The organism is Shewanella baltica, assembly GCF_900456975.1.
In the GTDB taxonomy this organism is placed as follows: domain Bacteria; phylum Pseudomonadota; class Gammaproteobacteria; order Enterobacterales; family Shewanellaceae; genus Shewanella; species Shewanella baltica.
On record NZ_UGYM01000002.1, the window covers coordinates 1,660,209 to 1,672,087 of the forward strand.

Consider the following 11,879-nt stretch of genomic DNA (forward strand, 5'->3'; position numbering starts at 1 on the left):
TGAATCATGACTGAAATTGGTTACAGTGCTCTCAAAGAAAAGGTAGCAAGCCTTTACCAGCGTTCTAATGAGCTATGGAACGCTAGCAACTTCAAGGCATCGGAGGCAGAGTTTGATATTCATGTAGCGCCTTTGAATCTTGTTTTTGCTGGCCAGTACAGTGCTGGTAAGTCCTCCTTAATTAAAATGTTGACAGGTATTGAGCATATTAAGATAGGGGCTGGCGTAACAACAGATGTGGTCACTCAATACCAATATAAATCGATAAATATCTGGGATACCCCTGGTATCCTTGCGGGTGAGTGCGAGCAACATGATGCAAAAGCGCTTGAGGCCATAGCGAAAGCAGACCTGCTGATTTACGTAATTACTAATGAACTGTTCGACGATATCGTGGGTGCCGCCTTTCGCGATCTTTGTTTTATCCAAGGTCGCGCTAAGGAGATGATGATCGTTATCAACAAGTTTGAAAGTGACTCGGCTGACAAAGAGACCAAGGTCGAGGGCATCACGCAGGTGCTTGAACCCAAAATTCCAGAGGACTTTCCCATCGTCTTCACTGACGCCCAGTCATTCTTCGATTCATTGGATGAGGAAGACGAGCAAGAGCGCAGAGAGTTATTGGCGCTTTCCAATGCTGAAGGGCTCACCAAAGCAATTGATGATTTTGTAGCGCAACGGGGTCTATACGCCAGACTGACGACGCCGCTCCAGCAGCTTCAAATCACGCTGGAATCAAAAATTGACGAACTGACCATATCTGATCCGTTGCAAAAGGGCTTGGTTAGCCTGCTCATGCAAAACAAGCGCGTTTTTCAAGCCAATAAACGAGACCTCATCAAAAAGGTCGGAGCGGACCTAGACAAGCTTAACGGCCAGATTGTTGAGCAAGGAAATCAGCTTGCCGATGCTTTGGGTGGAGAGCAGGAAGAATTTGAAAAGGTACAGGACAGTTCAACATATGAATGTGAACGACTCATAAACTCTGCCTTGGAAGATCTGCAGGTCACTGTGAGCGAATGCCTATCAGATCTTGAGGCTGAGTTAGTCGAGTTAGCGAATACTCCTGCTAGTTTGAAGATAAATGAAGCTTTGGATACTGCAAAGAATTTCAATCCTGATGCTGAAAATGGGAAAGTCGGCAGCTTCTCCAAGGATGATCCCGTGAAGCTTAACAGTGCCATCAGCCAGAGTATGACGAAATCCGCAGAAAAAGGATTCTCCTTCCTTGCAAAAAGTGCTGTTGGCGATGCATCTAAAACAGGACTCAAATCAGTATCGGGTAGTACTCTACACAGTGCTATTAAAGAGGTTGGCGGCTTTTTTGGCTACAAGTTCAAGGCTTGGGAGGCCGTGAAAATAGCGGACAAAATAGGTAAGGGCGCGAGATTTCTAGGTCCAGCCATGGCGATTTTTGGGGTTGGTATGCAGATGTATGACGACTATCAGCAGTCCGAGCATGCAAAAATGATTCTTAAAATAAAGCGGGATATTCGCAAAAGCTTCAAAGAGTACAGTGATGACGTGCGTAAGAGTATCGACGCCCAGCTCGAGAAACTACTTGATACCGGCTTTGATCTGCCTATTACGAATATCGATGAGGCCCTTCAAGAAATACGTTCACAGGCTGAGGGTAAGTCAGATAGCGTTAATGCGCTGCGCTTGCAACTAGAAGGTGTAGTCATGCTTCGCGAAGAAATACAATCATTATATTGAGCTAATGCTGCGAGGTCTGCTAACAAAGCGCTGCTGTCGGACAAATTATTCGCTGCACTGCAAATTTGTCGCAGCGCGCGGCGTTAGCTATTTCAATACCAACATTTTCAGTTCGAGATTGCCGACTGGCGCTTATCTGTGATGGTATGAATAAGTTCATTAAACTCATCGCAATGCATGTGGACTCGTTTGATTCTGAAAAATGACCATATTATCGTCGAATTAATAATGCTGTAGTGGTTGTTCCAAGAATAAAGAAACGCATTAGAATTACTAGGAAGAAATTTACTCTATAATTAGGGGACTAACTCTTTGTAAGTCTATGAAAACAAAGAGTGCAAAAAACGCAAACTAGGTTTAAAATAGGCATTGTCCTAGGCTAATTTTTGTAGGGTATTTTTAGTTAAATTCTTTAGCATCAATGGTTTAAGGTTTTTTAAAGGTCAATCATGGGGTGTCAGGGGTCGGAGGTTCGAATCCTCTCATACCGACCAAATTAAATACTTAATTGTTAGGCTGTTTTAATTATTAAGATAAGTGACAGTTAAGTAAAAACAAAACCCCGTGGTAGCATTGCTATACGGGGTTTTGTTTTTTTATATCTTTTTTGTAGTCATGAGGACTAACGCTAATCGTTTCAGCTCGAGTGATCGACGTCATTGATACAGCTAAGACAAAAATCCTCAACGTGAAATGACACGTTTCACACCGATATTTGCATTCGCCATTTAGCATTTAAGACATTATTGAGTAGGACATTTACCTATGCGCGCGTTTGTTTTACGAGCAAGATCAGCACCTACTGACAGTCAGTTGTTTTTGGCTTCTGTCGGCCAAGAGGCACACACCGAGATTTTGGCTCATACCCTAATGAACACTATCTTTGTGGCTCAGTCCCATCGAAACGATGTTGTCGTTTATCTAGTGTTAGAAAGTACCCATGATTTTTCCCGCACTATTTGCTTTGATACCCGAAATATTTGCCATATTGGCGGTTTTCACGAACAAGCTTTGCTGACGAAAATTGCCAAGGCCTTAGATATTTCTCGGGGCATGACGAAAGAGCAAACTCGCGTTGTGGATGAGGGCATAACTGTGAGCACCATCAGTTTTGAAAAGCTGGTGCAGGACCTCGCGGTGGATTATCAATTGTTTATGATGGATAAGAAGGGCACTTCTATCCGTGAGCAGGAGTTTGTGGGTAATCCGTGCTTTTTGCTGACCGATCATATTCCTATGCCGAAGAAAAGTTTTAATACCTTGAAACGACTCGGTGCGCAAAAGATCAGCCTTGGGCCTAAGATGCTGTTTGCTTCCCAGTGCGTGGTGTTGATCCATAATGAATTGGATATCAATCAGTAGCCGCTGAGCCTTATGTCTCGCCGCTAACGCTGACGATTCTCGTGTTGCAGCTCGTATTAAGCCCCACTTTTGAATGGGGCTTTTTTGTTTTTTAGCTACAGGTAACACCTTGGCATCGCGTTTTTAATGAGTTGCTTTAAATTGCGACACTGACACTGACACTGACACTGACAGTGGCTTGGGTTTTATAAGGACTTTATCCGTACAAGGAGGAGAGTAATATAAGGCTTTTATATCTTCCCCTTTAAAAATGTAATCGCTTTTTGGGCTCTGCGTGACAAGGGCCATTCCGCGCGGTGGATAAGCCAAATGGTGTCTACAACTTGGCTGCCACATTCCACAACATAGATATCTTGTTGTCGTTCAAAGGCTTTGCGGGCGTATTGCGGTATAACTGTAAATCCTAGTCCTTTCGCGACAGGTTCGAGGATCAGGCTGATTTGGTTGGTAAATCCTTTACAGGGAATGTCTTGAATACCGGGATTACTTGGATATTTTCGGCTAAGTAACCGGGTTGCCATGGCCTCGCCATCGGGATGGGAGATAAACCCTAGCCGTTGTAAATCAACCCATTCATTTTGTTTGTGGCACGCAGGTACGACGAGCTCAAGCGGCTCTTCGGTGAAATGAGTGCTGTGAATGCGAGGATCAGACGGTTTTAAGGTCACCATGCCGATTTCATGTTCATTGGCTAATACCGAGGCGACTATTTCACTGTCAGGGGCAAAACGGTGGCGAATGTTTAATGCCGGAAAGGCTTGTTGAAGTTCGATTAACAACGGAAAGAGTGTTAAACCAATGCTTCCCGGAGTGATAAGGCTAATGTCGCCGACCTCAGCATCATCATGGATCAGTTTCTGCTGTAAGCGTTTTTGCGCGCATTCGACGTCTTTAACGTAGGTCAGCAGGTTTTCGCCAATCGGAGTGATTTCAAGTTGACGGGGGCGGCGTAAAAACAGTGTGCCGTATTCCTCTTCTAAGCGACTGATATGTTGGCTCACGGCCGCTTGGGTGATACCAATGGCTTCGGCGGTTCGGGTGAAGTTACCTTTCTCGACCAGAACAGCAAAGGTGTGTAACCACTGTGGATTTATCATAAGCAAACTTTATCAACTCTATAATCTGTGCGTGCTTTTAATTATGACACGATAAGGCTAGTCTGTCGTCATTCACTATTCCATTCCTTTTTGATTCTATTTGACACAGGAAACACCTATGGCCGATCTATTTTCATCCTTCAAACTTAAAGACATTACCCTCAAAAATCGTATTGCCGTTGCGCCCATGTGCCAATATCAAGCTACGGACGGACTCATCAACGACTGGCATCAGGTGCATTATACTAGCCTTGCCCGTGGCGGAGCGGGTCTTGTTGTAGTTGAAGCCACTGCAGTTTCTCCTGAAGGACGCATTACCCCCAAATGCCTTGGACTATGGAATGACGAACAAGCCCAAGGCCTAGCTAAGGTCGCCAGAGCGATTAAAAATGCCGGCGCAGTGGCTGGTATTCAGATTGGTCATGCGGGCCGTAAAGCGAGTGCCAATATCCCGTGGGAAGGCGATGATCATATTCCCAATGGTGAAGGACAAGGCTGGCAACCGATTGCGCCGTCTGCCGTTGCTTTTGGTGCAAACTTACCTAAAGTACCAACTGCTATGACGATTGAGGACATTGAGCGCGTTAAAGCAGACTTTGTGGCGGCGGCAAAACGGGCCTTAGCTGCAGGATTTGAATGGTTAGAGCTGCATTTCGCCCACGGTTATTTAGCCCAAAGTTTCTTCTCAACCTATGCCAATGAACGCACCGACCAATATGGTGGCAGTGCCGAAGGGCGTGGACGCTTTTTGCTCGAAACGGTTGCAGCGGTAAGAGACGTTTGGCCACAGCATTTACCCTTAACGGCGCGATTTGGTGTGATTGAATTCGACCATAAAGATGAAGAAACGCTAACTGAATCAATCGCCTTGGTGAAGCAATTTAAACAAGCTGGGCTCGATATGTTAAACGTCAGCATTTGCTTCTCTACGCCGACGGCAAATATTCCATGGAGTCCGGCGTTCTTGGCGCCTATTGCTGCGCGGGTTCGCCAAGAAGTAGGTTTCCCTATTGCGACGTCGTGGGGCATGGATAATCCACACCATGCCAATGCGGCCATTGAAGATGAACAAATGGATTTAGTGATGATAGGTAAAGCCTTTTTAGCGAATCCACATTGGCCATATCAAGCGGCACAAACCTTAAAGATTGCGCGCCCATCTTGGGTATTACCCGCTTCCTACGCCCATTGGTTAGAGCGTTACTCCACGGTTAAAGCCGATTGATTGTGAGTTTGAGAGTGAGCTGACTTAGTTATCGTACTGGCTTGATTGTGTACAAGGTAAATACAAGCCTCTAGATTCTGCCTAAGTTTTAAAAGCCGCTATCCATGGATAGCGGCTTTTTGCTTTGTGAATACACCATACTTAGGTTGAAGGCGCCGCAAGGCTGATCGCTTATATCAGACTCTTATATTGAACTCTGAGTTGGACTTTTAGTGGGATTCTGAGTTGAACACTGAGTTTTAGTGCACTCATCCTACCGCTAGGGAATAAAAAAGCCCCAATCCGCTAGGAGTGGGGCTTCTTCAAGCAGAGGATGAAGGTTAGTGATTATAGAAACGTCGACCTTCGCGCATCACTTCAATCAACTCAGGCGCACTCATTTTCTTATTGAGCCTATGTTCATAGTTTTCATCGTAAATACGGTATTTGCCGTGGCGGTCAATCACTGTCACTTCCGCTTCTTGGTAGATAGCGAAGATGCGGCTATCACCAATATAGATCCACGTTTCTTTACTCGGCTGCAATAGACTGCGGCCAGCGCTGTATTCAGTGGTGTTATTGGTACAACCGAGCACATGGGTCATCAGGGTCGGCGCGATGCCGTAATGGCTAGTGCGGTATTTGACCTTAGACGCGCCCGTATTGGGCCAGTGGATCACTAAGGGCACTTTGACACTCTGTGGTGACAGGTTGCGATTCGCTTCGTCACTGTTACTGGTGAACATCTTGCCATTCACCCCTGTGATAATCACTAAGGTATCCTTGGGCACATTGGCCAGCATTGCCTTAAGTTGCTGATCGACAAAATATAGTGATTGGCGATATTGATTAAACAGTACCTTTTGCGCTGGCATTAGGGCGGGATCGGCTTTTACCGTTTCAATGCCAAGGAAACCCACGGGAGTATCGAAATTTTCCGGCGCTTTTAAGTTAACAAGTGCAAACCAAGGTTTATTTTGGATGCTGTGCCACTCGTTAAAACTGGCCACTGTGTGCAAGTCGGCATCGGCGCTGCCATTGGTTTCTTTAGCAATCACAGGATTAAAGTCATTAAACATTGCCTGTGACGAACGCAAATTAAGATTGGTTTCAGGCAGGAAAAGCCCCAGTTCATAACCCGCTTGCTGGAAGCTTCTGGTCATTAGCGGACTGGTGCTATTAAAAATTCGCGCATCGCCATAACTGCCTTGCAGGCCGTAGAGTAGCGAAAACATACCGGTTCTAAATTGGTTGCCGCCGCTGAAATGCTGGGTAAAAGACTGATTACTTTCAGTGTATTGCTGCAAGAATGGCATGCTTTTGCCATCGACCATATCGGCACGCAAACTATCGATGGTGATCATCAACACATTGATTTTAGTGTCTGCTTGGCAGGTCAGTGGCTGCTCTGGATAATTGAGTACACTGGTATTGTGATTGACATCGTCACCTTGTGACGAGCCATCAATACCGTGACTTTCCATAAAGGAGCGCGCAGTCGCAGGGTATGATAAAGGATAAGTATCATCGAAACGGGTAATTTCAGTGATATCGGCGGCATCGGCCCAAATGTGGATCAAGTGGCTACTGACAAAACAGATACCCACTAAGGTGATGACTTTATTGCCTAAATTCAGCTTTTGGATCTTCTCTATTCGCTTCCACAAAAAGTTCGCTGCCGTAAGCTCAATAGCAATAATGGCGAGTGGCGTGACGATATAGGAAGTGCCGTGGAGCAGGGCATTGAGATCCGCCCAGGCCAAATCGAAGGCGAAGGGGCTCAAGTGCATGCCGTAATCGGCGTAAACAATAGTATCGTACAATAAGATACAGAGACTTAGGGTCGCGATCACCGCCGCGACGCCTCTTAATATCTTCGAATAAGGCAATATCAAGGTCAGTGGGAACAGACAGATCAAATAGGCGATAAAGGCGAGAAAGCTAAACTGACCAATAGTGCTGACGCTTAGATAAACCCAGCCATACCAAGTTTCTGGATAACCCACGCTGCCAAGATATCGGCTGCCGACTATCATGGCTAATATGCCATTGAAGAAGGCGAACCAATGTCCCCAGTTGATGAGCCGGGAAACCCGATCGCGGCTCATTTGCTTTTTTCGCTCGACCATAGTGATCCGCTTATTCCTAAAAGACCTTGTATCTTATATTCTTTTGACGATTATTACCCAGTTAACTTACTGGGATTTAACCGATTGTGCGAGTGCTTTTGCAAATTGTTCGGCCACGGCTTGGCGCGATTCGCTTGGCACTTTACGTTCTAGCAGGTTTGTCACGCAGTTACCCAATGCCATCAGGCTCAGGTCAGTCGGTGCTTTATGCTTTTCTAACACAGCCAATATTTCGGCGATTAATGATTCAACTTGGGTGTTTGAGTATTTCGATTGGATTGCCATAATCAAAAAATGTTTCACTTTGGAATGGATTAGCGGCATATAATAGCGGATTTATCCCAGTATCACTATCAGGGCTTATGAGTATTAACATCGAACACGCAATTATTCACGAGATTTCTCAGGACAGTCAGGGGCAATTACGCTGCCGTTTGCGTCCTCAACCTCTGCTGAACGGTCAGGCGGTCGAGGTGATGCTCGACGAGTTGCATCAAACTTATACGGGAAAGGCCGGTAAAGGTTTTGGCTATTTTGGTATCCATGGCGACGACGGTGAGGCCAATCCTGCTTTTGCCAATGCGCTAACTCAATACCGTGGCGGCGATTTAGGATTTGTGGAATTTTCTGGCCATGCCAGTAAATTACTGCAAGAAGAATTGTCGAAATACGATTTCAGTCAAGGCGGTTTTTTGCTGATGTCTTGCTACACCAGCATCACCAGCGATTATCTGTTTGTCGCTTTATTAAGTGCTAAGTCATCGATGACTGTGCTAGACGATATGGAACTGTCGCAAAATAATCATTTGGATTTAAACAATATCCAACTGGCGGCACGTATCGATTTGACCGAGTGGCAAGCCGATAAAGAATCGCGTAAATACATTTCCTTTATCCGTGGCCGTGCGGGACGCAAAGTCGCTGACTTTTTCCTCGACTTTATGGGCTGCGTCGAAGGCGTCAACACTAAGGCGCAAAACAAAACCTTAATGAATGCAGTTGAAGATTTTGTTGCCAGCAGTGAGTTGACGAAAGACGAGCGTCAGCAGTGCCGTAATAAAGTGTTTGAATATTGCAGTGAGCGCTTCGATGAAGGCGCTGACATCGAGATCAAAGACTTGGCCGATGAGTTAGCCGACCAAGGTATGGACTCTTTCTACGATTTTGCCCGTGGCGGCAGTTATGAGCTCGATGAAGAGTTTCCGGCCGACAAATCAACCCTGCGCCAATTGAAGAAGTTTTCAGGTACTGGCGGCGGCGTGACGTTAAGTTTTGATGGCGGCCACTTGGGTCAACGGGTGATTTACGATCCTATCTCGGACACTATTTTAATCAAAGGTGTACCTGCAAACTTAAAAGATCAGCTTGACCGTCGTCTTAAAGGCGAATAAACCGCGATAAACCTGTTGGTTTAATCAAGGTAATGAACGTGAAAAGGCCGAGAGTGTCTACTCTTGGCCTTTTTGTTGGGTCTGTTCCGTCCTAAATAGCGTTGTCGATTTAGTGACTATTACTACTTAGTGACTGTTACTACTTTAATAGCTCACTGCTAACTGGCTTGCTACTCATTGGATCATGGCTAAAAGGCACTGGGCGCGGTGTGTTCTTGTTGGATGGCGGTAAAATCGGCAAGGTGATCTGAGGTTGATCCCCCGTCAACGAGACGAGAAAGGCGACCATTTCTAGATTTTCTTTGTCCGACAGTTTTTGGCCTAATTGAATATCGGCCATAGTGTTCACCGCTTCTTCTAAGGTCCAGACACTGCCGTCGTGGAAGTAGGGATAGGTGAGTTCAATATTGCGCAGTGTCGGCACTTTAAAGACAAACTTATCGGCTTCTTTACCTGTGACGGCGATACGACCTTCGGCGGGATTATTGGTGTGGAAAGGTTTAATCAATCCCATCTTCATATACATAGTGCCACCGACGGCTGGACCGTTATGGCAGCTTACGCACCCTTTGCTCTTAAACAGTTGGTAACCCGCTTTGGCATCCACACTGATCGCATCTTGCTTACCCAATAAATATTGATCGAACGGACTATTTGGCGTGACTAAGGTTTTTTCAAAGGTGGAAATCGCATCTGTTAAGCGATCAATCGTGACGTTTTCATCGCCATAGACTTTGGCAAAATGCGCCCGATAGGCCGGCATAGAGGCAATAGTTTGTGTCGCGAGTGCATGGCTATAGCCCATTTCCTTAGGATTCTCGATAGGGCCAGCGGCTTGTGCTTGTAAATCACTGGCGCGGCCATCCCAAAATTGCGCCAGCATATAATTGGCATTGAGCACTGTGGGCGAGTTAATCGGGCCTTGTTGCCAATTATGGCCAACAGAGGTTGGTAGGGCATCGACTCCGCCAGTGGCTAAATTATGGCAAGAGTTACAGGAGATGTAGCCCGATTTGGATAGTCTTGGTTCGAAGAACAGCATTTTACCGAGTTCAACTTTCTCCGGTTCGGTAACTTTCACCGCTTTTATCACTTCAATGGGTTCAGCACTGATGGCATGGACACTGGCGAAAATACCCGCAATGAAAATAGCAATAGATGTGAGTTTGGTCATCTTGTTTTTCCTGTATAACCTTAATTAAATTGTGGTTTACAAAGGGATGGTAGAGGTTAATGTTAACAATTGATAACACCTTGTTTCGATTGGGTCTATCGCTGTTACGGATTAAGCTTTTGCGATCTCATTCGCTGTTTTCACTGTGTTATTTTGCTAGGTTAAATCCTGTTTCGGTTAGGGTTTTATCTGTTAATCGGCAAGGTCGATGCATTGTGACTTTTTTGTCTATCAATATCTGATGATTACTCTATTTTCTCGATTAATATCTCGCACGATTAAGGTAGTGATAAACTCAAACAAGTAAAATCGTGGACGCGGGTGAGTTAAGGCTAGGATATTGGCAGCGTTAGCGTTGAAAATGGCGGACTCATTTTTGGGCAAATGCACTTTTTGTTAGAGTTAATGCAATACTCGGATTGAGTGCAGGGGTAAGTTTTAATGCGTTTTAATACAACTCAGGATCAGAATGCTGCTCGGGGTTTGAACCAAAAACGGGTTCCTAAACTAAGCATTAAGTATCATTGCTGGATTTTTGCGTACCTGATACAAAAATAGAGACTCAACCTAATACAAATTTGCGGCAGAGCTGATTCATTTGTCGCGACAAGCGGCGGAATTGATTAGAATCTCCATTCATGTTGAGTTTACTCGTTTTGGGTACTCAAGTTAGCACGCTCGGCCATCGCTAAGTGGTGCTTTCAAATTAAGTAGGTGGACTGTTTTTCTGCCGAGGAGCGTTAATGCAACTGTTTGTCAAAGATTTAACTGTGATCGATTTTTCCTATTTGTGCCCAAAGCGCGGCATGGTGGGGGAGAGTTGGATTGTCGATGTTCTGCTTGAGGGCGGATTAGACGAGCAAAACATGGTGCTCGATTTTGCTAAGGTGAAACGTACCATCAAGCAGACCATAGATGCGGTGGCCGATCATCGTTTACTCGTACCTACAGCGTGCAGCAGTGTGCGTTGGCAGCAACAGGGCGATAGAGTGTGGATGGATTTTGATAGCCAGTTAGGTGAAATCCATTTGGCCTGTCCTTCCCAAGCCTTTGCCTTAGTGCCGACCGAACAAATTGATATTCCAAGCGTGAATGCTTTTTTACAGAAAGCGTTACGCGAAGCCTTACCTAAGAATGTCGAAGGGATCACGCTCACTTTGAGACATGAAATCCTCGATACGCCTTATTATCATTACAGCCATGGTTTACGTAAACATGATGGTAATTGCCAGCGTATCGCCCATGGACATCGTAGCCCAATTCATGTGTTTGAGAATGGCAGCCCAGCACCAAAGTGGGATGAGTATTGGGCCAAGCGCTGGCACGATATTTATTTAGGCAGTGAAGAGGATTTGGTTTCTGTTGACACCCTGAATTTATCGTCGCAAACGCGGATCACCGATGACAGTCATTATGGTTTCCATTACCAAGCGCCCCAAGGGGATTTCCAATTGGCGATGCCAAAGGAAGGCTGTGATTTAATTCCCCACGACACGACGGTTGAGTTGTTAGCCGACTATATTGCCACGACACTCGTCGCTAAAGTGCCCGGAAGTCAGTTTAAAGTGGTGGCATTTGAAGGTGTGGGTAAAGGCGCGATTGTGTCTAAGGGATAAGCGCTAAGTTTGAGTAATGGCGTCGAGTAGAATTAAATGACTTGCTCAATGGGCCTCGGCAGATTGTCGGGGCTTTTTTGTGTCTTCATAACCTTAGATAAAGCGCGATTGCTATTGTATGCAATACATCATTAGGTATTTGCGCCGCTGTGGATCGATTTTTATGGCGGGTTAGGTTAACGTGACGCAT

At 45.5% G+C, this 11,879-nt stretch carries 9 protein-coding genes; 5 read left to right on the top strand and 4 right to left on the bottom strand.

The genetic code is table 11. The features are described from left to right. Nucleotides 1–6: 6 nt before the first annotated feature. On the top strand, nucleotides 7–1,716 hold the full coding sequence (locus DYH48_RS07580) for a GTPase domain-containing protein (RefSeq protein WP_115334436.1): 1,710 nt from the start codon (nucleotides 7–9) through the stop codon (nucleotides 1,714–1,716). A gap of 765 nt (nucleotides 1,717–2,481) precedes the next feature. Then, nucleotides 2,482–3,078, top strand: coding sequence for a tRNA (pseudouridine(54)-N(1))-methyltransferase TrmY (gene trmY, locus DYH48_RS07585; protein WP_006086220.1), 597 nt, complete (start codon nucleotides 2,482–2,484; stop codon nucleotides 3,076–3,078). 230 nt (nucleotides 3,079–3,308) lie between these two features. On the opposite strand, the gene DYH48_RS07590 is transcribed toward trmY, so the two are convergent. Beyond that, nucleotides 3,309–4,175 carry a LysR family transcriptional regulator gene (locus DYH48_RS07590; RefSeq protein WP_011847039.1) on the bottom strand — a complete coding sequence of 289 codons (867 nt, stop codon included), beginning with the start codon at nucleotides 4,173–4,175 and terminating at the stop codon, nucleotides 3,309–3,311. A 118-nt stretch (nucleotides 4,176–4,293) separates the two neighbouring features. On the opposite strand from DYH48_RS07590, the gene DYH48_RS07595 reads away from it, so the two are divergent. After that, nucleotides 4,294–5,400, top strand: a complete 1,107-nt coding sequence (locus DYH48_RS07595; protein ID WP_115334437.1) for an NADH:flavin oxidoreductase/NADH oxidase — start codon at nucleotides 4,294–4,296, stop codon at nucleotides 5,398–5,400. Nucleotides 5,401–5,720: 320 nt separating this feature from the next. On the opposite strand, the gene DYH48_RS07600 is transcribed toward DYH48_RS07595, so the two are convergent. Then, nucleotides 5,721–7,508 carry a DUF3413 domain-containing protein gene (locus DYH48_RS07600; protein WP_115334438.1) on the bottom strand — a complete coding sequence of 596 codons (1,788 nt, stop codon included), beginning with the start codon at nucleotides 7,506–7,508 and terminating at the stop codon, nucleotides 5,721–5,723. A 66-nt stretch (nucleotides 7,509–7,574) separates the two neighbouring features. Then, nucleotides 7,575–7,793: a YejL family protein gene (locus DYH48_RS07605; RefSeq protein ID WP_011847036.1), complete on the bottom strand. Its 219-nt coding sequence runs from the start codon at nucleotides 7,791–7,793 to the stop codon at nucleotides 7,575–7,577. Between the two features lie 77 nt (nucleotides 7,794–7,870). Between DYH48_RS07605 and yejK the strand changes: the two genes are divergently transcribed. Further along, nucleotides 7,871–8,899, top strand: a complete 1,029-nt coding sequence (gene yejK, locus DYH48_RS07610; RefSeq protein ID WP_115334439.1) for a nucleoid-associated protein YejK — start codon at nucleotides 7,871–7,873, stop codon at nucleotides 8,897–8,899. Nucleotides 8,900–9,038: 139 nt separating this feature from the next. On the opposite strand, the gene DYH48_RS07615 is transcribed toward yejK, so the two are convergent. Next, entirely contained in the window at nucleotides 9,039–10,073 is a 1,035-nt protein-coding gene (locus DYH48_RS07615) for a cytochrome-c peroxidase (RefSeq protein ID WP_115334440.1), read from the bottom strand. 743 nt (nucleotides 10,074–10,816) lie between these two features. Here DYH48_RS07615 and DYH48_RS07620 point away from each other — a divergent pair. Continuing rightward, entirely contained in the window at nucleotides 10,817–11,689 is an 873-nt protein-coding gene (locus tag DYH48_RS07620; RefSeq protein ID WP_006081995.1) for a 6-carboxytetrahydropterin synthase, read from the top strand. The last annotated feature ends 190 nt before the right edge of the window (nucleotides 11,690–11,879 follow it).

Bases quoted from the DNA above. Each gene is read 5' to 3' on its own strand.
- DYH48_RS07580 (WP_115334436.1), top strand. From the start codon at position 7: ATGACTGAAATTGGTTACAGTGCTCTCAAAGAAAAGGTAGCAAGCCTT.
- trmY (WP_006086220.1), top strand. From the start codon at position 2,482: ATGCGCGCGTTTGTTTTACGAGCAAGATCAGCACCTACTGACAGTCAG.
- DYH48_RS07590 (WP_011847039.1), bottom strand. From the start codon at position 4,175: ATGATAAATCCACAGTGGTTACACACCTTTGCTGTTCTGGTCGAGAAA.
- DYH48_RS07595 (WP_115334437.1), top strand. From the start codon at position 4,294: ATGGCCGATCTATTTTCATCCTTCAAACTTAAAGACATTACCCTCAAA.
- DYH48_RS07600 (WP_115334438.1), bottom strand. From the start codon at position 7,508: ATGGTCGAGCGAAAAAAGCAAATGAGCCGCGATCGGGTTTCCCGGCTC.
- DYH48_RS07605 (WP_011847036.1), bottom strand. From the start codon at position 7,793: ATGGCAATCCAATCGAAATACTCAAACACCCAAGTTGAATCATTAATC.
- yejK (WP_115334439.1), top strand. From the start codon at position 7,871: ATGAGTATTAACATCGAACACGCAATTATTCACGAGATTTCTCAGGAC.
- DYH48_RS07615 (WP_115334440.1), bottom strand. From the start codon at position 10,073: ATGACCAAACTCACATCTATTGCTATTTTCATTGCGGGTATTTTCGCC.
- DYH48_RS07620 (WP_006081995.1), top strand. From the start codon at position 10,817: ATGCAACTGTTTGTCAAAGATTTAACTGTGATCGATTTTTCCTATTTG.